This window comes from Deinococcus aerolatus, assembly GCF_014647055.1.
Taxonomy (GTDB): Bacteria; Deinococcota; Deinococci; order Deinococcales; family Deinococcaceae; genus Deinococcus; species Deinococcus aerolatus.
The window spans coordinates 43,903-70,478 of record NZ_BMOL01000005.1 but is presented as its reverse complement, the minus strand read 5'-3'; the positions used below and the strand labels follow the sequence as shown (position 1 = coordinate 70,478).

The 26,576-nt window shown below is 66.7% G+C and carries 24 protein-coding genes; 12 read left to right on the top strand and 12 right to left on the bottom strand.

Translation table 11 applies throughout. The features are described 5' to 3' along the window. Positions 1–40: 40 nt before the first annotated feature. Positions 41–724: a cell division ATP-binding protein FtsE gene (ftsE, locus tag IEY31_RS07125; RefSeq protein ID WP_188970410.1), complete on the bottom strand. Its 684-nt coding sequence runs from the start codon at positions 722–724 to the stop codon at positions 41–43. 209 nt (positions 725–933) lie between these two features. Here ftsE and IEY31_RS07120 point away from each other — a divergent pair, with 209 nt between their 5' ends. The 7 genes from IEY31_RS07120 (at position 934) to rny (ending at position 7,604) form a co-directional block, all read left to right on the top strand. Further along, positions 934–2,250 (top strand): S41 family peptidase, encoded by a 1,317-nt coding sequence (locus tag IEY31_RS07120; protein WP_188970408.1) that lies wholly within the window; start codon positions 934–936, stop codon positions 2,248–2,250. A 187-nt stretch (positions 2,251–2,437) separates the two neighbouring features. Next, positions 2,438–2,746 (top strand): 30S ribosomal protein S6, encoded by a 309-nt coding sequence (gene rpsF / locus IEY31_RS07115; RefSeq protein WP_188970406.1) that lies wholly within the window; start codon positions 2,438–2,440, stop codon positions 2,744–2,746. A 147-nt stretch (positions 2,747–2,893) separates the two neighbouring features. Continuing rightward, on the top strand, positions 2,894–3,796 hold the full coding sequence (locus IEY31_RS07110; protein ID WP_188970405.1) for a single-stranded DNA-binding protein: 903 nt from the start codon (positions 2,894–2,896) through the stop codon (positions 3,794–3,796). Between the two features lie 35 nt (positions 3,797–3,831). Continuing rightward, positions 3,832–4,101: a 30S ribosomal protein S18 gene (rpsR, locus tag IEY31_RS07105; RefSeq protein ID WP_029477417.1), complete on the top strand. Its 270-nt coding sequence runs from the start codon at positions 3,832–3,834 to the stop codon at positions 4,099–4,101. A gap of 13 nt (positions 4,102–4,114) precedes the next feature. After that, complete coding sequence (gene rplI / locus IEY31_RS07100; protein WP_188970404.1) at positions 4,115–4,567, top strand: 50S ribosomal protein L9; 453 nt, start codon at positions 4,115–4,117, stop codon at positions 4,565–4,567. A 390-nt stretch (positions 4,568–4,957) separates the two neighbouring features. Beyond that, complete coding sequence (locus tag IEY31_RS07095) at positions 4,958–5,692, top strand: dienelactone hydrolase family protein (RefSeq protein WP_229723389.1); 735 nt, start codon at positions 4,958–4,960, stop codon at positions 5,690–5,692. 211 nt (positions 5,693–5,903) lie between these two features. Further along, positions 5,904–7,604, top strand: a complete 1,701-nt coding sequence (gene rny, locus IEY31_RS07090) for a ribonuclease Y (protein ID WP_188970403.1) — start codon at positions 5,904–5,906, stop codon at positions 7,602–7,604. Between the two features lie 670 nt (positions 7,605–8,274). Here the strand turns inward: rny and IEY31_RS07085 are convergent. From IEY31_RS07085 to IEY31_RS07075, 3 genes are all read right to left on the bottom strand, one after another. After that, entirely contained in the window at positions 8,275–9,003 is a 729-nt protein-coding gene (locus tag IEY31_RS07085) for a PHP-associated domain-containing protein (protein ID WP_229723388.1), read from the bottom strand. 2 nt (positions 9,004–9,005) lie between these two features. Next, positions 9,006–9,968 (bottom strand): diacylglycerol/lipid kinase family protein, encoded by a 963-nt coding sequence (locus IEY31_RS07080; RefSeq protein WP_188970402.1) that lies wholly within the window; start codon positions 9,966–9,968, stop codon positions 9,006–9,008. A gap of 81 nt (positions 9,969–10,049) precedes the next feature. Continuing rightward, positions 10,050–10,400 carry a hypothetical protein gene (locus IEY31_RS07075; protein ID WP_188970401.1) on the bottom strand — a complete coding sequence of 117 codons (351 nt, stop codon included), beginning with the start codon at positions 10,398–10,400 and terminating at the stop codon, positions 10,050–10,052. 355 nt (positions 10,401–10,755) lie between these two features. Here IEY31_RS07075 and IEY31_RS07070 point away from each other — a divergent pair, with 355 nt between their 5' ends. Further along, positions 10,756–11,196 carry a hypothetical protein gene (locus IEY31_RS07070; protein ID WP_188970400.1) on the top strand — a complete coding sequence of 147 codons (441 nt, stop codon included), beginning with the start codon at positions 10,756–10,758 and terminating at the stop codon, positions 11,194–11,196. A 49-nt stretch (positions 11,197–11,245) separates the two neighbouring features. Here IEY31_RS07070 and IEY31_RS07065 read toward each other — a convergent pair whose 3' ends face one another. The 4 genes from IEY31_RS07065 to IEY31_RS07050 all read right to left on the bottom strand — a co-directional run bounded on the left by IEY31_RS07065 (position 11,246) and on the right by IEY31_RS07050 (position 17,061). Continuing rightward, complete coding sequence (locus tag IEY31_RS07065; protein WP_188970399.1) at positions 11,246–11,938, bottom strand: hypothetical protein; 693 nt, start codon at positions 11,936–11,938, stop codon at positions 11,246–11,248. A gap of 3 nt (positions 11,939–11,941) precedes the next feature. Beyond that, entirely contained in the window at positions 11,942–14,989 is a 3,048-nt protein-coding gene (locus IEY31_RS07060) for an adenosylcobalamin-dependent ribonucleoside-diphosphate reductase (RefSeq protein ID WP_188970397.1), read from the bottom strand. 327 nt (positions 14,990–15,316) lie between these two features. Continuing rightward, positions 15,317–16,285 (bottom strand): NAD(P)H-dependent glycerol-3-phosphate dehydrogenase, encoded by a 969-nt coding sequence (locus IEY31_RS07055; RefSeq protein WP_188970396.1) that lies wholly within the window; start codon positions 16,283–16,285, stop codon positions 15,317–15,319. Beyond that, complete coding sequence (locus IEY31_RS07050) at positions 16,282–17,061, bottom strand: class I SAM-dependent DNA methyltransferase (protein WP_188970395.1); 780 nt, start codon at positions 17,059–17,061, stop codon at positions 16,282–16,284. The genes IEY31_RS07055 and IEY31_RS07050 overlap by 4 nt, the downstream gene beginning before the upstream one ends. Before the next feature lie 199 nt (positions 17,062–17,260). On the opposite strand from IEY31_RS07050, the gene IEY31_RS07045 reads away from it, so the two are divergent. Further along, positions 17,261–17,722, top strand: a complete 462-nt coding sequence (locus IEY31_RS07045; protein WP_188970394.1) for a hypothetical protein — start codon at positions 17,261–17,263, stop codon at positions 17,720–17,722. Positions 17,723–17,771: 49 nt separating this feature from the next. Here the strand turns inward: IEY31_RS07045 and IEY31_RS07040 are convergent, their stop codons facing one another. Genes IEY31_RS07040 through aroE form a run of 4 tightly spaced genes read right to left on the bottom strand, consistent with a single transcriptional unit; the run spans position 17,772 to position 24,131 of the window. Next, positions 17,772–18,341: a DUF1802 family protein gene (locus IEY31_RS07040; protein ID WP_188970393.1), complete on the bottom strand. Its 570-nt coding sequence runs from the start codon at positions 18,339–18,341 to the stop codon at positions 17,772–17,774. A 53-nt stretch (positions 18,342–18,394) separates the two neighbouring features. Continuing rightward, complete coding sequence (locus tag IEY31_RS07035) at positions 18,395–19,732, bottom strand: hybrid sensor histidine kinase/response regulator (RefSeq protein WP_268238930.1); 1,338 nt, start codon at positions 19,730–19,732, stop codon at positions 18,395–18,397. Beyond that, a complete protein-coding gene (locus tag IEY31_RS07030) occupies positions 19,729–23,298 on the bottom strand; it encodes a CHASE domain-containing protein (RefSeq protein WP_229723387.1) in 3,570 nt (1,189 codons plus the stop codon). The genes IEY31_RS07035 and IEY31_RS07030 overlap by 4 nt, the downstream gene beginning before the upstream one ends. Next, positions 23,295–24,131: a shikimate dehydrogenase gene (gene aroE / locus IEY31_RS07025; RefSeq protein ID WP_229723386.1), complete on the bottom strand. Its 837-nt coding sequence runs from the start codon at positions 24,129–24,131 to the stop codon at positions 23,295–23,297. The genes IEY31_RS07030 and aroE overlap by 4 nt, the downstream gene beginning before the upstream one ends. A 454-nt stretch (positions 24,132–24,585) precedes the next feature. Between aroE and IEY31_RS07020 the strand changes: the two genes are divergently transcribed. From IEY31_RS07020 to IEY31_RS07010, 3 genes are all read left to right on the top strand, one after another. Further along, a complete protein-coding gene (locus IEY31_RS07020) occupies positions 24,586–25,578 on the top strand; it encodes a PhoH family protein (RefSeq protein WP_229723407.1) in 993 nt (330 codons plus the stop codon). 87 nt (positions 25,579–25,665) lie between these two features. Next, the gene (gene ybeY / locus IEY31_RS07015) at positions 25,666–26,133 is read left to right on the top strand and encodes an rRNA maturation RNase YbeY (protein ID WP_188970390.1); all 468 of its coding nucleotides are present in this window, start codon (positions 25,666–25,668) and stop codon (positions 26,131–26,133) included. A 4-nt stretch (positions 26,134–26,137) separates the two neighbouring features. Continuing rightward, positions 26,138–26,524: a diacylglycerol kinase gene (locus IEY31_RS07010; protein ID WP_188970389.1), complete on the top strand. Its 387-nt coding sequence runs from the start codon at positions 26,138–26,140 to the stop codon at positions 26,522–26,524. Positions 26,525–26,576: the final 52 nt, after the last annotated feature.

Sequence of the window (26,576 nt, the reverse complement as noted above, 5' to 3'; positions counted from 1 at the left end):
GAGGCCTGGAGGAGAGGATGGCGGCCGGTTTCGCTTCCGCTCACAGGGCGTACCCGCCGTAGGGATCGTCGCGCACCAGTTTGCCCTTGCGCAGCGTCAGGGTGCGGTGGCGGTAGCTTTCCACCAGATCGCGGGCGTGGGTGGCGACGACCACGGTGGTGCCCCGCAGGTTGACGTTTTGCAGCACCTTCAGCACCTCGCGGCTGTTCTCGGGGTCCAGGTTGCCGGTGGGCTCGTCGGCCAGCAGCAGCGGCGGGTCAGACACGATGGCGCGGGCAATCGCCACGCGCTGCTGCTCGCCCTGCGACAGCTGCACCGGCAGGGCGTACTTCTTGTGCTCCAGCCCCACCGTCCGCAGCGCCGCCGTGACCCGCGTGGGCCACTCGCGCTGGTGCACGCCGGTGACCCGCAGCGCGAAGGCCACGTTGTCGTAGGCGTTCAGGTGCGAGAGCAGCAGGTTGTCCTGAAACACCGTGCCCATGCGGCGGCGCAGCAGGGCGGTTCGGCGGCCCCGGTAATGGCGCAGCGACTGTCCGGCCACCCGGACCTCGCCGCGGGTGGGCAGCGCCCGTTTGAGCACCAGATTCATGAAGCTGCTCTTGCCCGCCCCCGAATGCCCCACCAGATACGCGAACTCGCCCTTGGCGATCTCCAGGCTCACGTCGTCCAGTGCCAGCGTGCGGGTCACGGGGTACGACAGGGTCACGCTATGAAACTGGATCACGCGGACGCTCCGGCGCGGCGCGGCGGGACGGGGTGGGGGGGGCTGCTCATGGTCACGTCCCAGCATAGCCCAGACCATGAAGGGAGGCTCAGGGCGGCTCTCAGCATTGTGGCTCCCTGCCCTGGCCCGCCGCAGCCTGAGCTTTTTCTGAGCCGGGCCTGTCACCTGCACTTCAATGGCCGCGACCGGCGGCGCACTATTCTGGACGGGTGAATGCCAAACGCCTGACCATGGTGGGGGCGGCCGTTGCGGCCACCGCCGCAGTCGCCTACGCCCAGCTCGGCGGCTACAGCCAAGCCAAACTGAGCAGCACGCCCATCGGCAAGACGCTGCTGGAAGTGATCGGTGACCTCAAGCAGTATTACCTGTACCCGATTGACGAGGAAAAGTTGCTGCGCGGGGCGATCAACGGCGCGGTGGGCAGCCTGAACGACGAGTTCACGTACTACAGCCAGCCCGAGGACAACGCCATTGATCAGGAGAACCTGGCCGGCAACTTCTACGGCATCGGCGTGCAGCTGATCGCCGCCAATGCGGACGGCACCGGCGGCAAGATCGACAACGTGTTCAAGACCGGCGCGGCCATTGGCGCGGGGGTGCAGATCGGCGACGTGTTTGTCAAGGTGGACAACACGGAAGTCATCAACAGCAAGCTCAATGACATCGTGCGGCTGGTGCGCGGCAAGCAAGGCACCACCGTCACCATCACCTTCGCCCGCAACGGCAAGCCCTACACCGTCAAGATGGAGCGCCAGCCGGTGACCATCGTGGACGTGGAGCAGACCATCCTGCCGGGCAACGTGGGGTACATCGCCCTGAACACCTTCTACAACGAGAAGGTCAGCCAGCAGTTCCGCGCCGCCGTGGCCGACATGAAGAAGAAGAACGTGACCAAGCTGATCCTGGACATGCGCGACAACGGCGGCGGGCTGCTGAACGCCGGGGTCGACGTGGCGGACCAGTTCATGCAGACCGGACCTATCGTGAGCCTGCGGGACCGCAACAAGAAGACCGAGGTCTTTGGCCGGGCCAGCAACCAGAAGACCGATTACACCGGCAAGCTGGTGGTGCTGGTCAACAAGAACAGCGCCTCGGCCAGCGAGGTGGTGTCCGGCGCGCTGCAGGACGTGGACCGCGCCCAGGTGATTGGCGAGCAGACCTTCGGCAAGGGCGTGGCCCAGATTCCCCTGAACCTGCCCGACGGCGGCAAGATCGCCATCGTCGCCAACGAATGGCTGACCCCCAAGGGCCGTCAGATTCACAAGAAGGGCATCACCCCCGACATCGTGGTGGCCGACACCCGCTACATCGCGCCCCTGAACTTCGCCGGCAGCGGGCTGAAGGCCGGCGAGAAGATCACCCTGAATGTGGACGGTAAGCCCGTGACCGTCACCGCCGACAAGGACGGCAAGTTCACCTACACCGGCGAGGCCAAGCGCCCCGGCAAGAGCGCCACCCAGGGCGAGGCCGTGGTGGACGTCCAGAACGACGCCATCCTGAGAAAGGCGCTGGAAGTGCTGAAGTAAGCCAGTAAACCGCGCCTGAGCGCGGCCCCTCCCTGCGGCCAGGGGAGGGGCCGCGCTGTGTCTGGACAGGGTGGGATGATGCCCGGCCCACCCCCTAGCGCCGGCCCAGGCGGTCTGATAAAGTGGTGAGTTGCGCTGTATGGCGAGGCCTGACCTTGCCCGGACACGGCGTGAAGCGAGGTGAACTATGAACCAGTACGACCTGAACCTGATCCTGAACCCCAACCTCAGCGCCGAGCAGGTGCAAATCGAGAAGGATTACATCGAGACCACGTTGAAGAACAACGGGGCCGAGATGAGCAACCTCGACGACGTCGGCAACCGCCGCCTGGCTTACGCCATCGAGAAGGACCGCGAGGGCTATTACCTGATGTACACCATCAAGGCCGGCGGCAACCCTGAAAAGGAGATCGCCAGCACCCTGCGCCTGCGTGACCACGTGCGCCGCGTCCTGGTGGTCAAGGACCGCCCGGAATGGAAGACCAAGAAGGCCTGAAGGTTGCTGGGAGCGTTACGCTCTTGACAGAACTTGGCCGCCTTGTTACAGTTTTCCTAACCCGCACAGGGCCCCACTGCCAGCCACGCTAAAGCCCCAAGTACGGATACATCACGTATCCAGCCAGCCACCAAGGAGAACACTGTTATGGCCCGAGGCATGAACCATGTGTATCTAGTCGGCGCACTCGCCCGCGATCCCGAACTGCGTTATACCCCCAACGGAACCGCCGTTTTCGAGGCCACTGTGGCCGGAGAAGACCGCGTCGTCGGCAACGACGGACGTGAGCGGAGCCTGCCGTGGTATCACCGCGTGTCCATTCTGGGCAAGCCCGCCGAGTGGCAGGCCGAGCGCAACCTGAAAGGCGGCGACGCCGTGATGGTTGAAGGCGCTCTGGACTACAGCTCCTGGGAAGCCCCCGAAGGTGGCAAGCGGAGCGCAATCAAGGTCAAGGCCCTGCGCATGGAAGGTCTGGATGCCCAGCCCGAACTGATCCAGGACGCCGGAGGCGGCGTTCGTATGGGCAACGGGCTGAACGAAGTGGTGTTGGTCGGCAATGTCGTTCGCGACCCCGAACTGCGCTACACCCCCGCCGGAGACGCCGTGCTCGGAATCGGTTTGGCCGTGAACGAGACGTGGAATGACCGTCAGGGCAACAAGCAGGAAAAGACCCACTGGGTAGACGTAACCTTGTGGCGCGAACTGGCCGAGGCCATGAAAGAGCTGCGCAAGGGTGACCCCGTGATGGTCAAGGGCCGACTGGTCAACGAGAGCTGGACTGACCGGGACGGCAACAAACGCAACTCCACCAAAGTAGAGGCGACGCGAGTCGAAGCCCTGTCCCGAGGCGCGGGAACCGGTACCCCCGCAGCCACCCCCGCCGGACCTCGCACGCAGACCGCGAGCAGTGCGGCGCGCCCCCAGACCCAGAGCAGCGGCTACGGCCAGGATCAGGGCCGGGCGGCGAACACGGGGAACCGTTCGGGCGGCTTAGATATTGACCAAGGTCTCGACGATTTCCCACCGGAAGAAGAAGACCTGCCGTTCTGAACTATTTGTAGGAACCCAGCAGGCACAAGGAACATATGACGCAATCCAGCGACCGCAAACCGCGTGGCAAGGGGCCCAAGCGTCCCCGCAAGCCCAAGGTTGACCCCTTCTCCATCGGGGAACTTGAAATTACCGACTACAAAGACGTGAAGATGCTGCGCCGGTTTGTCTCCGACACCGGCAAGATTCTTCCTCGCCGCCGCACCGGCCTCTCGGCCAAGCACCAGCGCCGCATTTCGCAGACCATCAAGGTTGCGCGTCAGCTGGCCCTGCTGCCCTACACCGAGAAACTGGTTCGGAAGTAAGGAGAGGTAGCAGATGCAAGTCATTCTGATGGAACCCGGCAAGCTGGGCAAAACCGGCGACATTGTGGAAGTCAAGAACGGGTACGCCCGCAACTGGCTGATTCCGCAGGGTATCGCCACCAGCGCCACCGCCGCCAACATGAAGAGCCTGGAAGCCCGCATCCGCGCGCGCCAGAAGATTCAGGCCCAGGAAAAAGCCACCGCCGAGGACCTCGCCAGCCGCCTGAACGGGGTTGCCGTGGAAATGAGCGTTCGCGCGGGCGAAGGCAAGATCTACGGTGCCGTCACCCACGCCGACGTGGCGGGCGCCCTGGACCAGCTGGGCTTTGACATCGACAAGCGCAAGCTGGAGATGCCCAGGATCGTCAAGGAAATTGGCGAGTACGACATCGCCTACCGCGCCCACCCCGAAGTGACCATCCCCATGAAACTGGTGGTCCACGCGCAGAAGGAAAGCCAGAAGTAAATTCTGAGCTCAAATCTGCCTTGAGAAAGCCCCCGCCCGTTGTGGTGGGGGTTTTGCTTTGGTGGGGCCGTTCCCTGGCTGCGCCGCTGACTGTCGTGCTGGCTATGCCCACTGGCAGGGGCGGGGAGACGGGCGAACGACGCCGCTAATTTCCTTACATTGATAAAGTGGCAGCCCTCCCGGAGTCGTTTGGCATTCGTATCGGTTACCCCCGGATCGCCTGCTGCTGCCAGATCCATCGCCAAGACGATTCACTTCACCAGAAGAGTGGCCCACAAGGGACGCTGGTATCTGCCCCCTCCTGCATCCTGAGCGTTTCTTCATCTGGTGGCCCAGACCACCCCACCGGCTCCATTTGTCCCATTAAGGTGGACACTGGAGGTTTCACCCATGTTGAAGCACGCCATGACCATGTCGGCCCTCGCCCTCTCCTCTCTCGCGCTGGGACAGGCGGTGAAAGGCGCTGATCTGGACGTGACCAGCGGTGGCAAGGCATACAGGAGCTATCTGGCCGCGCCTGCCTCTGCGACACCGAAGGCCGCTGTGATCCTGCTGCATTCCTTCAACGGGCTGGAACAGGGTTACAGGGATCTGGTGGATGAGATGGCAGCGGCGGGCTACGTGACGCTGGCGCTGGGCTGGCAGACCTTCGAGAAGGGGCCGAGCGACGCCACCGTGAAGGCGCTGGTGGAAGACGGTCTGAAGACCCTGGCCGCACGCGGGGACGTGAACATGAACGCGGTGGGCCTGACCGGCTTCTGCGCGGGCGGGCGCTACACCATGCTGCTGCTGCCACAGATGAAGGCGTTTAAGTCGGGCGTGGCGTGGTACGGCTTCCCCGATTCGGGCGGCACAGCCACGCAGCCCCAGGCTCCCAATGCTTTCATTGATCAGCTCAGCGCGCCGCTGCTGATCTTGCACGGCACCCGGGACCAGCCCAGCCCCATCGCGGGAATCTACAGCTACGCCCAGAAGCTGGACGCCGCGAACAAGAACTTCAAACTTACGGTGTACCAGGGTGAGCCGCATAGTTTCCTGCTCAAGGACGGCAAGATTGCCGACACCTACGCCAGCCGGGACGCCCGGCGCGAAATGCTGGCCTATTTCAGCGACACACTGAAATAACCGTGCTGCCCCGGCAGACCCCCACCCCATAGAGATTCCAGAGAAACCACCGACCGAGAAACAACAGCGCTTTCAGACTTCATGTTTGGGGCTAGACTGCGAGGCGAACGTCCGAATTCAACCGGCGTTCGTCTTTTCTCACTTTTTTGCGGGGTAGGGCCGGGCCTCCGTGGCCGGGAGCTGCTCCGAAACAGAACCATAAGGAGCCGATATGCCAACGATGTTATGGATGATCGTGGCGCTCCTGATCGGATTGGTCGGCGGGTTTTTCGGGGGACAGTCGCGGGGTCTGCGGGAGCGGGCCGAAACCGATGACCGCCTGGAACGGGAAGCCCGCGCAGAGGCGGAGCGGATTCGCGCGGCGGCAGAGGCCGAGGCGCGGAGCACGCGGGAGCAGGCCGACCAGGCCAGACAGGACGCAGCCAGAAGGATTCAGGAAGCCGGGGAGCGGGAAGCCCAGGTTACGGCGCTGGGGGCACGCTTCAGTGCGGAGCGCGAGGAGATCGCCAAGCTCAGGACGCAGGTCGAGGCCGAGCGGACGGCGGCCAAGGCCGAGGTGTCGCGTGACCGCGAGGCGCTGAGTGCGGACCGCAAGGAAACGCGGGCCGAGCGCGAGGAACTCAAGCGCGAGATCGAGCGCCTCAATCGCCGGGCCGAGCAGCTCGACGCCCGCGGCGACAAGCTCGATTCACTGGAAGAACGGGTCGAGGAGCGTTCGCGCACCCTGGCCGAGCACGAGGCCGATCTGGCCGAGCGGGGCCGGGCGGTGGACCTGCAGCTGTACGAGGTGGCCAACCTCTCGCCGCAGGCGGCCCGCGACGAGATCATGGGCCGCCTGGAAAACGAGCTGGAAGAGGAAAAGGCCATCCGGGTCAAGGCCATGCAGGAGCGCACGGTCGCGGAGGCCAAGCGGCACGCCCGCCACATCATTGCCCAGGCCATCCAGCGCAGCGCTTCCGAGACGAGCGCTGCGCTGAGCGTATCGGTGGTGCCGATTCCCAACGACGCCATGAAGGGTCGCCTGATCGGGCGCGAGGGCCGCAACATCCGCGCCTTCGAGGCCCTGACCGGCGTCGACCTGATTATCGATGACACGCCCGAGGCGGTGATTCTCTCGAGCTTCAACCCGGTGCGGCGCGAGGTGGCCAAGCATGTGCTGGACGCGCTGGTGGCCGACGGACGCATTCACCCCACCCGCATCGAGGAGATGGTGCACAAGGCGCAGGACGAGATGAAGACCTTCATCCACGCGCAGGGCGAGGAGGCGGCCATCGAGGCGGGCGTGATGGGCATCAAGCCGGGACTGACGCAACTGCTGGGGCGCATGTACTTCCGCACCAGCTACGGCCAGAACGTCCTGAAGCACAGCATTCAGGTGGCGCACCTGACCGGCATCATGGCCGACGAACTGGGTCTGGACCCGGCCCTGGCCCGCCGCGCCGGCCTGATGCACGACGTGGGCAAGAGCATCGACCGCGAGATCGAGGGCACGCACGTCGAGATCGGCATCAACCTGGCCCGGCGGTTCGGTGAGGCCCACGAGGTCATCGACGCGATTGCCCACCACCATGACCCGGAAAACGGCGAGACGCTGTACAGCGTGCTGGTGGCCGCCGCCGACGCCATCAGTGCGGCCCGGCCCGGCGCGCGGCGCGAGGAGCTGGAATCCTACGTGCGCCGACTGGAGCAGCTGGAGCAGATCGCTGTGTCGTTTCCCGGCGTGCAGCAGGCCTACGCCATCCAGGCCGGGCGCGAGGTGCGCGTGATCGTGCAGCCTGAGAAGGTCACGGACGCGCAGGCCATCCTGCTGGCCCGTGAGATCGCCGGACGCGTCGAGCAGGACATGGAGTATCCGGGGCAGGTGCAGGTCACGGTGGTCCGGGAAAGCCGCGCCGTGGAAGTGGCGCACTAGGCCAGAACGGTGGCGGGGGCGGTCAGGCAGATCTGGGTCGCCCCCTTATGCACGGCGGGCCGATGTAGTCTCTGTTGTTTTCGTCGGCCCAGCGCGGGAAATTTAAGCCACTGCATAGGTTTGACACCTGCTGGATTCCACGCTATATTTACCCTATCACCGTCCGAGAGGACGGGCTTTTTATTTCCCGGGTCGTTGGCAGTGGTGTTGTGGAGCGGAGTCGCTGGAACTCAGGTCATCCGCGGCGGAGAAAGGACATGCTGGAACGCCGCCCGGACCCAGCGTATGCAGCCCCAGAGACGGAGAGTGCTTTTTGGTGGCGTCCCAGCGCACAAATTCTGGTCGAGTGCATAGATTTGACACCTGCCGCATCCCACGCTATATTGGTCTTATCACCGTCCGAGAGGGCGGGTTTTTCGTTTCCTGGACCCTTGATAGGGTTCATGGGGGTTCGGCCCTGGGCACCAGCGCTCTGCCGGTAAGGGAGCGGAGCGAGTCCGGTGCTACCAGGACTATGCAGGGCTACCGAGGAGATATTTGTTTTTGCCCTGTCCCAGCGCGCCAATTCTGGCCCGCTGCATAAGTTTGACAGATGCCGCATTCCGCGCTATATTGGTCTTATCACCGTCCGAGAGGGCGGGTTTTTTTATGGCCCGTGTCTTTCACGGCTTCAGGCCGGTTCGTCGCGCCGGAAGCGGCCGTTCAGGGTGCGCCACTGCTTGCGCCCGTAGGCGTAGACCGGATGCGTCCAGCGTCCGCCCACCACGCTCTCGCCCAGCGTGGCCAGCAGGTCGGCGGGCGTGTGGATGAGGCGGAAGGGCGTCTCTGCCCACGCCTCGCCGATGTCGCGCAGGGTGTGGGCGTCGCTGCCCGCACACACCGGAAGGCCACGCCGGTTGGCCCAGGCCAGCGCCACCCCGTTCCAGTGGTGCCGCGACAGGCGCGAGTTGAAGACCTCCACGATGTCGATGTCGGCGGCGATGCGCTGTGTGGCTTCGGGGCGCAGGCGGTAGCGCTTAAGGGGATCAAAACCGTGCTGGAGCATCACCAGCCCGCCCTGGGCCTTGATTTCGCGCACGGTTTCTTCGGGGCTCAGGCCAGCGGGAATGCGCTGTTGCAGGAACAGGGCGTTCAGCTCCCCCTCGGAGGTGGTAACTTCCTCGCCGGGAATGATGCTCAGGCGGTTGTCCAGGCCCAGATCGGCCACGATGCGGGCCAGTTCGGGGCCGCCGCGCTGCTGGTCGTGATCGGTGACGGCAATCACGCGGGTGTTGGTCCGCAGCATCCAGGCGGGAATGTCGCGCAGCCGCGTGCGGCAGTCGTGGCTGACCTCGGTGTGGACGTGCAGGTCCACCCGCATGACCTGCACGCCGTCCCGGAAGACCAGGTTGTTCTGCATGGCTAGCCTTCCTCCGGCGCGGCAGGCACCAGCACGTGCAGGGCCGCCGCCCAGACCTCCACCCGCACCACGCTGGGGGTACCGGGCCGGGCCAGATCAGGGCGGGCCGGGCGGACCTCGCCGTCCACGTGGAAGGGCTGGCCGTGGTACGGGATCTCGGTGCAGCGGGCCGGAGTGCTGGTGACACTGGGCAACTGCGCGAAGTCGCCCGCCGCCAGCGCCGCCGCGTAGGTGAGCAGGCCCTCGCCCTCCCCGGCGTCCACCCGCACCACGTTCAGCAGCCCGTCGCCGGGATCGGCTCCGCTGCACAGCGGCAGGCGGGGGCCAGTGGCGGGGGTGTTCATGACCTCCAGCAGCAGGCAGTCCAGCGGGGGCTGGGCCACGCCGTCCAGCGTCAGGGTCAGGGGCGGCGGCGTGAAGTCGCGCATCACCGCGCCCAGCGCTCCTGCCGCCCGCAGCGGGCTCTTGCCCTGCTCCGGGTCATAGGCGGCCATGACCTCGGCAAACAGGCCGCACCCCATCGCCTCCAGAAACATGTCTTGCCCCCAGGGGGCCGTGACCCGGCCCACATCGAACGGCACGGCCTGCGCTCCGGCGTAGGCGGCGATCACCGTTTGCGGGTCTCCAGCAATGCCCAGCGTGCGGGCCACGTTGTTGGCGGTGCCCATGGGAATGATGCCCAGCGTCACGTCGTTGCGCCCGGCCAGATACAGCGCCGCCGCACGCACGGTGCCGTCACCGCCCGCCACGAACACCGGCCCGGATACGTCGGCCAGCACCGACTGCAACTCGGCCTCGCTGTCGGTGGCGCGGTAGACCGGGCTGTAGCCGGCGTGGTGCAGCGCCTCAGCCAGCACTTCGGGGCTGCTGTGGCCGCTGCCCCCGGCCCCGGCATTGAAGATCAGGGTGGCCGCCGCCTGCGGGGCAGGGGCAGGGGAAACCGCCGGAACCGGATGGGCCGTCATGGCAGAACTGTAGCGGTTCTGACCGAAGCGTGGGTGGGGCAAGGGTTGAAGAAGGGTGGGGTGTCAGCCCCGGAAAGATGTTTAGCCCGTGGCATTGCGCTTGTCGCCCTCGGCTTCTTTCATGGCCTTCCATTCCTCGTAGGCCAGCGCGGGCAGCAGCGAGAAACTGCCCACCGCCAGCGAGGCCAGCGCCGCCGGGACACGCACCCGTGACTTGCCGTTCAGCGCCAGATACAGCGCCCCCAACGTGCTGAGTGCGCCGATGTCCATGAACATGACCCGCGCAAAGGGGCTGCGTTTCAGGGTCTCCACCGTGCCCAGATCGCCGTCGCGCTTTTTGCCCAGGATGGCGGTCAGCACCAGCATCAGCAGCAGAGACAGATATAGGCGGAGGCGGGCCGGGCCAGGGCGGCGGTAGTCGTCGAGGTTCATGGTGCAGGGTAGAGGAAAATCTCCCCCTTGAGAGGCAACGGCGAAAACGCCCCCACCCTTCGGCTTCAAGAACACCGTGGGCAGGGGCCGGAGCTTAGTGAAAGCAATGCCGTGAGCGACGAGAAGTTTTTACCATTGATAGACAGATATCACGATGTAGAAAATATAATTTTAGCGCATTGTTATGTAAATAGATAAACTTGTATATACAAGTCAACAATAGTACCCCCAATCATGTTGTCAAGTTTAACAGTTTTCGCTGTAAGCTGTGAGGTAGCAGGATAAACTGTTGGAAATCGCTGAAGCGCCAAGGTGCATTTGAAGCCTTGAGCCGTAAGCGTTTCTAATGAGAACTATGAAGGAGGGCGAAATGACACTTAGGACACAGGGAAGTGTACCAATTAACTTACACGTAGGCCCTACTTGGGAAAGATTCGAAGACATAAGAGTAGGCGCAGCAACTAAGCTTAGCTCTATCCGTGATGGCACTATGGGTATTCTCAGGCTAAAAAAAGCACAGTATAGAATCATCAGCGAAGATGACTTCCAGAAGTTGTATGGCATTGCTGCAGAAGCCGACCATCTTAGAAGAGATGTTCAACTCATCATACAAGCAGCCACTATAGTGAGCGAAAGTGACTCCGAGGCATCAAGAAAAATGCTACAGATGGTTGCTTTCCAAATAAGCGAGAAGGTTACGTTCTCATGTATTGATGGCTCACAGCCGCTGAAGCTAACCGACTTTGAACTTGGCGAACACGACAGCGATGACTCGCTCGTTCTTCCGAGGCGGTAATAATCTAAGTCAGCGAGGCTAGTCAACTGACTAGCCTCGCTTTGATTTACTATGCGCTATCCTCTATTTTTTCGATAATTTCAAGGTTGTTTCTAAATATTTCATCGCGCGGATCTTGGCGACTAGTGATAAATCTGTAGACTGCTCCAAAAATTCTCCAGCCCAAAGAAGTTAGTGAGTATACTCGATGGGCCAATCGTAGATTCTGAGAAGTTATAGAATGGGGCCTAGAAAGTTCAATTATATTATAAATGACATCTTCATCTTGATAAGGAAATTTTGGCAAAATCATAGATGTCGTGCTTTTAAATTTGAAATTATTGCTTAATAATTGCTTAATTATCTTCTCTTCATCATCGTTTCTGGGAGCTAGAATTGGTTCTACTCTAAATAGAGTAATACATTCGCGCCTATCTTTGACTAAATCACATGCCGAAGTTCCAATAATAAACGTCGGACTATTAACGACTCGCTCGCCAATATAGTAAGCGGACTCCGTTCTGATGATATCGCCTTGTAAAAAATCAAATTCGTCACTTTCGAGACACAACCGATTAGCAAGCATCACCTCAAATTCGACTGGTGGTTGTAAAATATTTTCAAACTGGCCGAGGATTTTGTCCACACCTGCCGTGTTTTTCTGTTGTTCAGCGAAAGACTTGAGAATGTCAATCGCTTTTGTAGAGTGCGATTCTTCTCTCAATTCGTCGCTTAACTTTGCAATCTTATCTGCAATATCCATAATTCAGCCACACTTGCTGTAGCCGCACGCCTGGCACTTCAGGCAGCCCTCTTCGCGGATCACCGCCTGTTCCTCGCAGACGGGGCAGCGTTCGCGGGTCATGGCGTCCATGCTGTCCACGCTCACCCCACTGACGGCGGGGGCGGGCGCGTCGCCGCTGCCTCCGGCCAGGGGCGGCAGGCCCGCCGCTTCCTGCCCGGCGATCTGCCCGGCGGCCATGTCCTTCTGGAAGGTTTCCAGCGCCACAGCGATCAGGTCTGCCTTGCTGCCCACCAAGCGTCCGTTGTAGCTGCCGTACAGCCCGCCGTTGATGCCGCGCAGGGTCTTGATCAGCGCCTGCGCCGGAACCCCGTGTTGCAGGGCAATGGACACCACGCGCCCCAGCGCCTCGCTATCGGCGTTGGCCTCGTCGCCCGCACGCCCGCTGATGACCATGACCTCCACCGGCTTGCCGTTCAGGTGGTTGACCGTGACCAGGAACGAGCGCCGGTGTCCGCTGGTGGGATCGGTCAGCTTGACCATGTCGGTGATGCCCGAGAGGCGGGCGGGCCGCTCGTACTGTGGTTTGGCGGGCGCGGCGGCCTGGGACCGGCTGGCGGTGGTGGCGGCAGGCGTGGCAACAGGCTGTGCCGACGCGGTTGCTATGGACACGGTCTCGCCCATCACCTCTGCGGCGGCCTGGGCAGGCGCCTCCTCGGCTTTTTCCTTCTTCTTGCTGGTACTCAGCACCTGAAACTGGCGCGAGCCGTCGCGGTAGACCGTGATGCCCTTGCAGCCGGTGCGGTAGGCCTCGCTGTAGGCATCCTGCACGTCCTGCACGGTGGCGCTGTTGGGCAGGTTGATGGTCTTGGACAGGCTGTTGCCCGCAAAGCCCTCGGCATCGAAGGCCCGCTGCACGGTGCCCTGCATCCGCACGTGGTCCTGCGGCGCGATGTCGTGGGCGCACACGAACACCTGCTGCAGCGCGTCGGGGATAAACGGCAGGCCCACCACGCTGCCGTGGTTCTCGCTGACGGCCTCGGTGACCTTGTCCCAGTCCCAGCCGCCGTCCTTCTGAACGCCGTCGGGGGCGGGGTAGGTTTCCAGCAGCTCCACGAACAGCGGGGCCAGCAGCGCCCGGTACTCGCTGCCGATCTTGCGCCAGATGAACGGCGAGAACACCGGCTCGATGCCGCTCGACACGCCCATCAGCATGGAGGTCGTACCGGTGGGGGCCACGGTCAGCACCGCCACATTGCGCCGGGGCGCGTGCGGCATCCTGTCCTCGTTGCGCGCAAACACCGGGTAGACGCCGCGCTCCTCGCCCAGACGCTCGCTCTCGGCAATCGCCTCCTCGCGCAGCGCCGACATGATCTCCATGATGGTCTCGCGGCCCGCCTCGTTGTCGTAGCGCAGGCCCAGCTTGATCAGGGCGTCGGCCAGCCCCATCACGCCCAGACCCAGGCGGCGCAGGTCCTGGCTGGCCACCCGGTTGTCTTCCAGCGCAAAGACATTCACGTCCAGCACGTCATCCAGAAAGCGGACGCAGGTGCGGACGTCGGCGCGGAAGGTGGCGTAGTCGAAGCTGCTGTTGTGAACGTAGGCCGCAAGGTTGATGGCCCCCAGGTCACAGGGTTCCCCGATGGTGAGGGGAATCTCGCCGCAGGGATTGGTGCTGCGAATCTCGTAGCGCTCGCCCAGGTTCTTCAGGGCTGAAAATTCGTTCACGCGGTCATTGAAGATCAGGCCGGGTTCGCCGGTGCTCCAGGCGTGCTGCGCGATCTGGTCCCACAGCCACGCGGCGGGAATGCCGCTCTGGGCACTCTTGCCTTTGCCCAGGGTATAGGTGGGGACGCCACGCGCGCCATCCTCAGCGCGGTCTGGCAACTCGGGGAACTGGCCGTCAAACGCCCCCTCCTGCGGGGCCAGGTAGTACTTGCCCGGCACCTCCTGCGCGTTCATGGCCCACACCCCGCCCGCCTGCAGGGTATCCCAGAACTTCTCGGTGATCAGGATGGAGATGTTGAAGGTGGAGATGTCGCCCTCGGACGCCTCGCGGTCCAGGTCCTTGGCGGTCAGGAAGTCCAGCACGTCGGCGTGCGCGATGGAGATGGTGGCCATGCCTGCGCCGCGCCGCGTGCCGCCCTGCCGGACCACGCGCAGCACCGGCGCGTACACGAAGCGCAGCGTATTGATCGGCCCCGCCTCCTCGGCCCCCCGGTTGGCCCACTCCAGGAAGTTGTCGAAGATCTCCATCAGGAAGCTGACCGGGCCGCTGCTGGTGCCGCCTGAACCCTTGATCGGCGCACCCTCGGCGCGCATTTCGGACAGGTCCAGACGCGGTTCCAGGCCCAGCTTGGCGTCCTCGGCCACCTTGCGGGCCGCGTCCACGATGCCGCCCATGTCGTCGGGGACGCTCTGCACGCCTTCGGGCAGCGCGCGCACGATCTGCACGCCGTTCTGCCGGGCCAAGGCCACCAGTTCCGGCGCAATCGCCTGACCGTAGACCACCCGCGTCCAGTTGCGCACTGCCACCGGCTGCTTGTCGCCGTCCGGCTGGGTGGGCGGGCGCATCAGGCCCTCGATGAAGTCGGTCACGTCGGGGTGGCTGGCCGCCATGTAGACCCAGCCGCGCACGCCTGCGTCGGGTCGGCTGCCCTCGGCGCGGGCGCGGTACACGTCCAGGTTCACGCCGTTGCCGCCGCCCACCTTGGTCACCAGCGCCAGTTTCCTGGCCACTTCCATCACGCCCTCGAACGAGGCCGGCTCATGCTCGGTGGCCCCCTGCACAAAGCAGTTCAGGACATTGCCGTGCTGCGTGCCCGCGCCGGCCAGCACGCGCCCGCCGGGGCAGAACTTCTTGTCGGCCATCAGGTCGTAGTATTTCTGCGCCCAGGACAGCCGCGCCTCGGGGGCCTCCGCACCCGCCACCCAGGTCGCGATTCGCCGGAACATGCCGCCGATGTCGCCGTCGCCGGACTGCAGGTACTGGCGCTTGGCGATGTGCTGGGCATTGTCGTCGAAGGTGGTCAGCGGCTGGGCAGGCAACAGTTGGGTGGGCAGGGTGGTCATGGCAGAACTCCTTGAAAGGGGGGCGGGGGGCGCGGGGCGGTCAGGCCTGAACGGCAACAAAGAGCCCCACCTCCGGGTCAGGGCGGCAGGTGGACGGGAAGGTGGAACCTCAGGTGAGTACGCGGTGGCCGGCTAGGGGTTGACTGTACCACTGCCCCCCGGTAGGTACAAGGGCTTGTACCTGTGTTCCAAATATTGTACAAGATGCGGCGTTTACGGTGTGCCGCAAACAGGGGCACACCGCCGCCTCCGCTGCCAGGATACAGCCAATTTCATGTGATCAGAGGCCAGAATGTCGGGGGTCAGCCTCCCGGCCGGCCGGCTGTCCTAGCCGTGTTCCTCAGCCTTGGCGTCCCGCTCCATCAGGCTGGCGACGCCCGTATCCGCCGTCCACTCGCCCGAGGCCACCCGCGCCACCGCCCGCACGATGGGCAGGTCATGGCCGTGCGCCGTGGCCCAGGCGTCCAGCAGGCCCGCCGTCCGCAGCCCCTCCACCACCTGCCCGCCCGGCGCAGGGTTCTGGCCACGCGCGATGGCCTCGCCTGCCGCGCGGTTGCGGCTGTGGCGGCTGGTGGCGGTGGCAACCAGGTCGCCCAGCCCGCTCAGGCCGTACACGGTGTCCTCCTGCGCGCCCAGGGCCAGCAGGTAACGACGCATCTCGCGCAGGCCCCGGGTGATTAGGGCGGCCTTGGCGTTGTCGCCCAGCTCCAGGCCGTCCACCAGCCCGGCAGCCAGGGCCATCACGTTCTTGAGAACGCCGCCCAGTTCCACGCCCACCTCGTCGCGGCTGGTGTACACGCGCAGGGCCGGGGACATCAGCGCCGCCTGCACCGCCAGGGCCAGGGCCGGGTCCGCGCTGGCCACCACCGTGGCCGCCGGCAGGCCGCGCCCGATCTCCTCGGCGTGGTTGGGGCCGCTCAGCACCGCCACCCGCGCAAAACCCAGTTCGCGGGCCAGATGCGTCAGCTGCCCGCCGTCCGGCGCGAGGCCCTTGGCGCACAGCACCACGCCCAGCCCACGCGGCAGCCCCTCCAGCAGCGGCGGTACGCCCACGCTGGGCACCACCACCAGGGCAAACTCGGCCCCGCTGACTGCCTCCTCCAGACTCGCCGTGACGCGCAGGCTGTCCGGCAGCGTCACGCCCGGCAGGTAGTCGGCATTCACGCGGGTCTGTTTCAGCTCGGCCACCAGCGCAGGTCGCCGCGCCCACAGCGTCACGTCCCGTCCGTTTCGCGCCGCCCCTACCGCCAGCGCCGTGCCCCAGCCGCCCGCCCCCAGCACCGGCAGGGCGCTCATGCCGGTGCTCCGTCCTCGCCCGCCGCCCACGCAAACACCCACACGCGCGGCACGTCCGGCATGGGCGGGGCGTAGTCCGGGTACTCCACGATCTCCCAGCGCCCGAAGCCCGCGGCCCGCAGCAGCTCTTCCAGATCGGCCGGGTCGTAGCCGCGCTCGCGGTGGGTTTCCACGAACTCGCGCAGCTCGCCGTCCTCTTCTATGCGGCAGAACGCCTGCACCACGCCCAGGTCTGCCGCCGCGTCGTGGTGGTGGGACCAGTGGTAATGCACCTCGCCGCCGCCCGGCAGCGGGGCCAGCCCCTCGATGGCGTCCCCTTCCCACAGCTCACGCACGCCCAGCCGGGTGTTCACGTCGAAGGCCAGCAGGCCGCCGGGCTTCAGGTGTGCCCGCGCCCGCGACAGGGCCGCCGTCAGATCTTTGGCGGTCAGCAGGTTGTTCAGGCTGTCGAAGACGCAGGTGATCAGGTCAAAACGCCCCGGCAGGGCGAAACTTCTCAGGTCGCCCGCCACGAAGGCCACGTCCGGCAGCCGGGACCGGGCCTCGCGCAGCATGTCCTCGCTGAAGTCCAGGCCGGTAACGTGCAGGCCCGCCGCCGCCAGCTCGCGCGTGAAGCCGCCGGTGCCGCAGGCTAGGTCCAGCGCCGCCGCCCCTTCCAGGGTCAGGCCGCCGTCACGCGCGTAGGTCAGCACGAAGTCGGCCCAGTGGTCGTACTCCACGTCGGCCATGATCGCGTCGTACACGGCGGCGAGGGCGGTAAACGGCGGGCGCTGCATGGGCCGGAGTATAGGCCGGACCTGCGCCGCGCATGCCCCTGCACCTCAAGGGTTCGTCAGCTTTCCCATCCAGATGCGTCTCCCATGAACCTCGCATGAGCCGAGCGGGAAGGCTTTCACCGTAGTCCTGCCGGGCCGTTACCGCTACGGTAGAAAGGTCAAGTCTGTAACACCCGCCCCTATTCACGGAGGTTCCCCCATGAACAAGCTTCTGCTGCCTCTAGCCCTCGGCACCCTCACCCTCAGCGCCTGCACCCTGGCCGGCAACCCCACCAAGAAGGACGTGACCGGGCAGTTGCGCGGCTTCTCGGCCAACCAGAACCTAGGGCTGGCCCTGGTGGGCTTCAACGACGGCAAGTACACCGCCGACGGCACCGAGAGCCAGCTGATCGACAAGTTCCTGACCGGCGGCTTTGTGCTGGACCTGCCCAGCAACGTGCCCTTCGGCACCTACCGCGTCATCGTGTTCCGCGACGCCAATAACAACAACCGCTACGACGCGGGCGACACCGTCCTGAGCAAGGACAACGGCAAGCGTCTGGCGCTGGCCCAGAACGACAACCAGTTCTTCGCCGGTACCAGGAAGGGCTGGAACCTCGTCAGCCCCGACGGCACCGTGCAGACCCTGGTACTGAACAACTACGATCTCGAAGCCCAGTAAACGTTTTTCAGTGAGTCAGAGCAGGGGGAGGCCACGCGCCTCCCTCTTTTTATGCCGTCAGCAGCCGTTCCAGGGCGTGCCGACGCGCCTCCAGCTCCGGCTCCGGCACCGCCGGCCCGCCCGGTTGGGCGTCCACGCCTCCCAGCGGCACCCAGCTGACGCAGCCCAGCAGATCAGGCGTCTCCTCCAGCACCAGCGGCGTGGGCAGGGGCCGCACCCGCAGCAGCAGCGCGTGAATCCACGGGCGGTTGCGGTAGTGGAAGCGGCGTTCGATGGCCCCGGCGTTCAGCCCTTGCAGCGGCTCCAGGCGCAGCGCCGCCTCCAGGGACGTCACCTTGTGCACGGCCACCACCTCGGCCAGGGCGGGCAGCACAATCTGGCCGGGGGCGGGGTCGGAGCGCAGCAGCGCCTGATGCTCCGGCTGGAGTTCCTGCGGGTTCTGGTGCAGGAAGGTGGGATACAGCAGGAACCGGCGGTGTTCCACCTCGAAGCCGTCGTGCGTTTCCATGATGCCGCCCTTGCGCAGCAGCAGTGACACGCGGCCCGTGGCGAGCAGCTGGCACTGCGCGTCCCATTCCTTGAGGGCGCTGAGGGGGGTGCGAGTGTGGGGCAGGGTCATGGACAGAGGGTAACGCGGACGCCAGGGAGAAATGCCCGCGCGCCCGGGCGGTCCTACTCGTCTTCCTCGTCGGGCAGCGGCAGGCGGACGCGGAAGGTGGCGCCGCCGCCGGGCGTGTCGATCACGTCGATGGTGCCCCCGTGCGAGGTCACGACCTGCTGGGCGATGGTCAGGCCCAGGCCCGCCGACCCGGCCTCCTTGCCCCGGAAGAACTTGTCGAAGATGCGCGGCTTGATGGCGTCCGGAACGCCGGGGCCACGGTCGACCACCCGGACCTCGACCTCGCCGGGTCGCAGGCTGCTTTCCAGATGCACCAGCTCCGGCGAGCCGCTGACCCGGATGGCGTTGGTCACCAGATTCATGAACACCTGGCTCAGGCGCACCGGGTCGCCCACGATCTCGGTGTCGGTGTTGCCCTGGTCGGCGCGCACGCCGTAGTCGCGGCCCACCTGCGCGATGACCTTGCCCAGGTTCATGAAGTGCATCTCGATGCCCTGCACCAGCTCCCCGCGCGACAGCTGCAACAGGTCATTGACCAGCCGGGTCATATTCTCGGCGACCCGCTGGGCATCCAGCAGCGTCTGGGAGCCGCCCGCCTCGCGCTCGGCGCGGCGCAGGTAGCCGTGCAACGCGGTGAGCGGGGTCCGCAACTCGTGGCTGGTCTCGGCCAGGAAGGTCTTTTGCATGTTCAGCGCCTCTTCCAGCTGCCGGGCCTGCACCTCCAGGCGCTGACTCTGGCGCTCGGCGGTGTTGCGCAGCCGCTCGACCTCGATCAATCGGGCCTGGAGGTCACGGTTGAGACTCAGGACCTCCTGCTCGGCGCGCTCCCGGCTGGAGCGGGCCTCGACCTCGGCCACCGCGCGGCGGATGGTGGGGGCCAGCCGGTCCAGGCGCTGCTTGAGAATGTAGTCGGTGACGCCCTGGCGCAGGGTGTCCACCGCCACCTCCTCGCCCAGCGCCCCGGTCACGATGATGAACGGCACCCGGGGCAGGTGGGTGCTGGCGGCGCGGTAGGCGCTCAGGCCGTCGTAGCTGGGCAGCGCGTAGTCGCTGAGGATCAGGTGGGGGGGGTTCTGCGTGATGGCGGCCAGGAATCCGGCCTCGTCCTCGACCCGGCTGACCTGCAGGGGCCACGGCAGCTCGCCGTCCAGGTGCATCACCACCAGCTCGTGGTCCAGCTCGCTGTCTTCCAGGTGCAGCACGTTCAGGGTCTCGCCGGGACCGGGAAAGCGGTAGCTGCCGCGCGGGACTGTGGCTGCTTCAGCCACCAGCGCGGGGTCTGCCTTTGCTGCACTGGCGATTTCCGGCCCAGCTGCATCCGGCCCAGTCACATTCAGCGCAGTGGTGTCCAGTGCGGCCATCTCCGGCCCGGTCAGGTCCGCGCCGGTCACGCCTGCTCCGCGGCGGTCTCGGGGGTGGGCGGCGCGGGCGGCCCGTCCAGCGGCAGGGTGATCCAGAACGAGGCCCACTCGCCGGGCCGGGCATCGGCCCCCACCCGGCCACCGTGACGGGTCACGATACGGCGGACGTTGGCGAGGCCGATGCCAATGCCCTCGAATTCATCGGCGCGGTGCAGACGTTGAAACACACCGAACAGTTTATCCAGGTATTCGGGATTAAAGCCCACGCCGTTGTCATGGACCGTTAACGTCACGTTCTGGGCGTCGGTCTGCACGCTCACGTCGATGACGGCGCGTTCACGGGTGCGGGTGTACTTGATGGCGTTGCTCAGCAGGTTGGTGACCACCAGTCCCAGCAGCGCGGGGTCACCCGGCACGTGCGGCAGGGTATCGGGCAGCGCGAGGGCGATGCTGCGGCCTTCACGGTCCGGTTCCAGCCCCTCCCAGCCCGCCTTGAACAGGGCGCGCAGGTCCACGTTCTCGCGGCGCATCTCCTGGCGCCCCATGCGTGAGAACTCCAGCAGATCGTCGATCAGCTGGCTCATGCGCCCCGCCGAGTCGGTGATGATGCTCAGGTAGCGCTGGCCCTTGGCGCTCAGCCCGGACGCGCCGCCCCCCTCCTGCACGCTGCGTGCCTGCTGGCTCAGCAGTTCCTTGCCCAGCAGGTCGCCAAAGCCCACGATGTGCCGCAGCGGCGTGCGCAGGTCGTGCGAGACGCTGTAGCTGAACGCCTCCAGCTCGCGGTTGGCGTGCTCCAGTTCCTCGGTGCGCCGCTGCACGCGGTCTTCCAGCGACAGGTTGAGGGCCTGCAACTCACGCTGGGCCAGCGCCACCCGCTGCTGCAACGCGTCGTGGTCCAGCGCGGCGGCAAAGCGCACGCTGATCTCCTGCGCCAGGTCGTGGTCGCGGCCAGTAAGTTCCTGGCGGTAGAACAGCCCCAGCACGCCGCACAGTCGCCCGCCTGCGCCCAGCAGCGGATACAGCAGCGCCCCGGTGGCGTTCACCGCATGCAGCAGCGGGTGCGAGGAGAGAAACAGCGGGTCCTCGCTGCTGATCACCTGTTCCAGCAGGCCGCCGAGAAAGGTCCGCATGTGCCCGGTCTGCCACGCCCGATGCAGCGAGGACGACGCCAGCAGTTCCGGCTGTCCGTCCTGAACGGACCACAGCGCCGCGCCCTCCGCGAAGCGCACCGTCATGCGGCCCAGGGCAGCCCGGTACATTGAGGCCCGGCCGGACGCGCCCAGCGCTGGAAGCGGCACGGACAGGGAGGACTGGGGCTGGGCGGTCTGGGTCTGGGAGGGCGACTGTGCGGCGTGCTGGGCCTGGACCTCAGGGCGGCGGGCAGCCAGATCCTCGGAAACGTCGGCCAGCAGGCGGGCCGCGGTTTCCTCGTAGACCGAGTCGTCCACGTCGGTGCTGGTGCCAACCCACTCGATCACCCGGCGCCGGGAGCCCTGGCCGTCCGGCTGGGCCGATGGGTCCAGCACCGGCAGGCCGCGCGTGACGAAGGTGCGGTACTGGCCTCCCGCCGACAGCAACCGGTGCTCGGCCTCGAAGGGCCGCCCGCTGCGGATGGCCGCCGACCAGCGCCGCTGGTAGTCGGCACGGTCGTCCGGGTGCAACAGGCCCAGGAACCCGTCGGAGGCCCGCTCCAGCCCCACGTACTCCTCCCAGCGCCGGTTGAAGGTGAGCGACTCGCCCTGGGGGTCGCTGCGCCACACGATCTGCGGCAGGCCCTCCAGCACGCTGCGGTAGCGTTCCTCATTGTGCCGTGCACGCCGCTCGGCGGTCAGGCGGTCATGAATGTCGGTGGCCGAGGTGACCCACTCCATGCTCTGTCCCTGGCCGGCAGCGGGGTCCTCCCCGGTGCGGATGGGCGACAGGCGCAGGGTAAACCAGCGTTCTACGCCGTCGCCCACCCGCAACTGCACCTCGGTCCGGGCGGTGTACTGCCCCACATCGCCGTGCTCGCGGACCTTACGCCACAGCCGCTCGAAGGCGGCGCGTCCCTCGGGCCTCATGCGGGCGCTCAGGTCGTCACTGCCCAGCAGTTCGCGGTGCTGGGTGTTGACGTAGGTGATCTGGCCCGCGTCGTCACTCACCTGCAGCACGTGTGGAATGGCGTCCAGTACGCCGCGGTAACGGCGTTCACCGCGCTGCAGCGCCTGCTCGGCGGCGATCCGCTCGCTGACGTCACGGATGACCTCCAGCAGCCCCAGTTGCTCGCCGCTGGCGTCCTGCACCACGCTGCGCTGGGCCTCGCCGGAAAACACGCTGCCGTCGGCGCGGCGGTACGGCGTGGTAAGCGCCTGGAAGGTCTGGCGTTCTTCCAGGCGCGTGTCCAGGTGCAGTGCCGAGAGGGGAAACCCGATCAGGGCCGAGGCCGGGTGGCCGAACTGCCGCTCCAGGGCACGGTTGACCAGCCGGATCTGCCCCTGCGTGTCGGTAAAGGCGGCGGCGTCCTGCATGGAGTGGAAGATGGCCTCGAACTCGGCGCGGGCCTGTTCCTGCCGCGCCCGCGCCTGCCCCAGCGACATGTTCAGCGCCTCGGCGCGCCTGCGGGCCTGCACCTGTGCCCCCACCAGCAGGTAGGCCAGCCCGGCGACCAGCAGCCCGGCCAGCATCACCAGCACCGGCACGCCCGCAGCGGCGTCCCGGCCAAAACTGCTCGGGGCGGTGTAGGCCACGGTCCAGGACTGCCCGGCCAGCTGCAGCGTCGCCTGATCCTGAAAGTACCCCGTTCCGCTGCCGCTGGGCTGCGTCAGCGTCTCTCCGGCCAGCCTGACGCCGACCAGCAGACGAGAGTCCAGCCCCGGCGGTCCCAGGTCGCTCAGGAACTGGTCCGCGCGCACCGCCATGTACACGAAGCCCTGCGGCTCGGCGGCCTGTCCACCTGCCGGGCCAGCCGGCCACACCGGCAGCATCAGCAGGAAGCCCCGCAGGGGCACGCCGCTTTCGTCCTTTTGCACCAGCGACACCCGGCCGCTGGCCTGCACGTCGGCCTCCGCCCGGGCCAGGTCCAGCGCGGCGCGGCGCACGGGTTCGCTGTACAGGTCAAAGCCCAACGCGGCCAGATTCTCGGCGTTGGGGGGCGCGATCACCGAGATCGGCACGCGGGGCCCCGCCGCCAGGGTGCCGCGCACTGCGTAGTCCGGGCGGACCGTCTGTCGCAGCCGCGCGGTCAGCGCCGCCGCATTGCCGTCCGGCAGCCAGGTGCCGAAGCCCAGCGCCTGCACACCGGGGTAGCGCCGTGCCAGATCGATGCCGTCCACGAAGCGGATAAATTCAGTCTCGTCCAGCAGGTCAGGGTGTACCTGCCAGGCTGCCCGCGCCGTGCGCAGCAGGCGGTCATAGTCGTTGACCCGGTCCTTGAGGGCCAGGGTATAGGCCAGGGTCTCGCGCTCGAAGCGGTCGCGCTGCTGCGCCTGCACGAAGCTGGAAATCACCAGTGAGGCTGTGAGCGACAGCAGCAGAATCAGCCCCAGCACCAGCAGCGGCGCTCGCCGCGAGAAGGGGGCGGGGGTCACGCCGGGGCGGGGCGGGGCGGAGGCGCTCAAGGGGCGTCCGCCGCAGCGTGCAGCGCCTCCAGAAACACCCGGACCGGCACGTCCGCCCCGGTCCATGCGGCAAAGGCCAGCCGCGCCTGGTGCGCCAGCATGCCCAGTCCGTTCTCGGCGCGCAGGCCCGCCCGCCGGGCGTCCCGCAGCAGACGGGTCTCGGCGGGCTGGTACACCATGTCGTAGACCAGGGCGCGGGGGTCCAGCGCCGGGAAGGTGGACAGGGGCGAGTCGTGCGGCGCGTCCAGCCCGGCGCTGCTGGCGTTCACCAGCAGGGTCACGGCGGCCCATGGCGCGGTCTCCGGCCACGCGGCCCGCCCGCCCAGTTCGGCGGCCAGCGCCTGGGCGCGGGCGTGGGTCCGGTTGACAATCAGCACCTCGCGGCCCGCCTGCCGTAGCGCGTACACCGCCGCCCGCGCCGCGCCGCCCGCGCCCAGCACCACGCTCAGGCCGCCGGTGGGGGCGTCGGCGTCGGCCAGTGCGGCCAGCAGACCGGGGGCGTCGGTGTTGTCGCCCCGCAGCTGGCCGTCCATGTGGACGATGGTGTTCACCGCCCCGATGGCCCGCGCCGCCGGGGTCAGGCTCTCCAGCAGGGCCACCGCAGATTCCTTGTGCGGCAGGCTCAGGTTGGCGCCCAGCACGCCAGGACGGCGCAGGTCCGCCACCGCCTGCGCCAGATCGGCGGCCCCGACGCGCCGGGCCGTGTAGTTCCCGTTCAGGCCGGCGTGGACAAAGGCGGCCCGGTGCATCTGCGGCGACAGCGAGTGCGCTGCCGGATCAGCAAATAGATAAGCGTGCTGGGCAGCAGCGTCGGGACAATCCGGCACGTTCACAGCTTTCAGTTTAGCCGCGCGCCATGACTGAACCGCCGCGCCGCAAACAGTGCGGCTTGAGGGTTTCCTCACATCTCCGTCAACTGGTCTGCCTGCCGTGGGCCGCTGACCTGGGACGGCAGGAGCTTTTGCGGCGCCGCGGGTTGGCAGGTGGCGGCCAGGACACTGTACCGGGGTCTGAGGCGGGCCGAATGTGCTGCAGGCCACGCCAGACCCGGCCCGCACTGCCGACAATGGGGGCATCCGAATGACCCTTCCTCTTTTCCCGCCTGCCGAAGCCGTCTTCGGGGGAGGGTGCGCCGTGCGTGAGCGCCACGCCGGCCCGTGTTGATCCAACCACAGGAGACGAGTGACTGACCAGCCACAGCCAGACCAGATTTCAGCCGCCCAGATTCCGGCAGACCAGAGGCCAGCCGGCCAGACCCTTCCCGCTGCGGCCAGCGCTGCGGTCACCCTGCAAGACCAGCGTGAAGCCCTGGCCCTGCTGGGCACGGGCGACGCGAACCTGCGCCGCATGCGCGAACTGACCCGCGCCAAGCTGGTGGCCCGCGGCGAGACCGTGACCATCACCGGCACTGAATCCGAGGTCCAGCAGGCCGAGCGCATGGTCCGCGACGCGCTGGACGTGGTGCGCGCCGGCGGAGAGCTGACCCCCGAGAGCCTGCTGCGGTCTGCCCGCATGAGCGGCGAGGGCCGCAGCCTGGCCGCCGAGACCCAGATGACCGGGCTGAGCCTGCCGCGCGGCCTCAAGCCCAAGACGCCGGGGCAGAAACTGTACCTGGAGCAGATCGCGGGCAGCGACATCACCTTCGGCGTCGGCCCGGCCGGGACCGGCAAGACCTACATGGCCGTGGCCATGGCGATTCAGGCGCTGAAGACCAAGGCGGTCAAGCGCATCATCCTGACCCGCCCGGCGGTGGAGGCCGGGGAGAAACTGGGCTTCTTGCCCGGCGACCTGCAGGCCAAGATCGATCCCTACCTGCGCCCGCTGTACGACGCCCTGCAGGACATGCTGGACCAGGACAAGTTCGAGGCCTACCTGACCAGCGGGGTGATCGAGATTGCGCCGCTGGCCTTCATGCGCGGGCGGACCCTGAACGACGCCTTTATCATTCTGGACGAGGCGCAGAACACCACCGGCGAGCAGATGAAGATGTTCCTGACCCGCATGGGCTTTTCCAGCAAGGTGGTGATCACCGGGGACGTCACCCAGATCGATCTGCCGCGCCACATCACCAGCGGGCTGGCGGTGGCCAAGCGCGTGCTGAGCCAGATCGAGGGCATCGCGTGGCACGAATTTACCGATGCGGACGTGGTTCGCCACCCACTGGTGGGCAAGATCATCCGGGCCTACGAGCAGGCCGAGAACGCCGAGGACGACAAACGCTCGGCCCGCCGGGGCGAGTTTGCCAGTATTCCGGAAGGCGAGGGCGATCCGCAGCCATAGCGCTGGGCAGGGGCTTATGGGGCGGGGCAGTGCAGATGGACGCGCTGCCCCGCCTCTTTGCGGCCCGCCTGCACTACCCTGGTGCGTGTGATCGACCTTCTGGCCCGCAAGACCCCGCCCCCTGGCCTGCGCCCCGCCGTGCGTGCGGGCCTGGAAGCGGCGATGGCCCACTTTGGTGTGCAGGAGCGTGAGGTGACACTGGTGCTGGTGGGCGACCGGACCATTCGCGCCCTGAAGCACGAACACTGGGGCGAGGACGCCGCCACCGACGTCCTGAGCTTTCCCACCTGGGAACCGGGCGATCCTTTCATGCCGCCGCACCTGGGCGACATCGTGATCAGCCTGGACACGGCGGCCCGGCAGGCGCTGGCGCGCGGTCACAGCCTGACCCGCGAGGTCACCCTGCTGGCCAGCCACGGCCTGACGCATCTGGTGGGCCATGACCACCCCCACGCCGACGGTCTGGGCTATGAGGAGGGGGCCACCGGGCCTGAATGGGCCACCTTCCACGCGGCGTGGCAGGCCGCCGAGGCCGCGCTGCCCGCCGGCACCTGACAGCGTGCGCTCGGACGGCTCGGCCCTGAACCCCCGGCGCTGGTGGCGTTCGGCAGGCTTCGCGTGGACTGGCGTGCGGCACGCCTACCGCTCGCAGGCCAACTTCCGTATCGAGGTCTGGGCCGGTGCGGCGGCGCTGGCCCTGGCGGCGGCGCTGCGCGTTCCACTGGCTCCGGTTGCCCTGGCCTGCGCCCTGGTGCTGGCGCTGGAACTGGTGAACACCGCCGTGGAGGCGGTGGTGGACCTGACCAGTCCTGACCCGCACCCGCTGGCGAGAGTGGCCAAGGACGCCGCCGCCGGGGCGGTGCTGGTGGCCGCCGCCGGGGCGCTGGTGGTGGGGCTGGTGACGCTGGCCCCGCCGCTGTGGCGCTGGGTCACGGGGACGGGGTGAGCAGCGGCAGCTCCGTTCAGCGGCCCAGCCCACTGGATCGCCGCTCTCACCC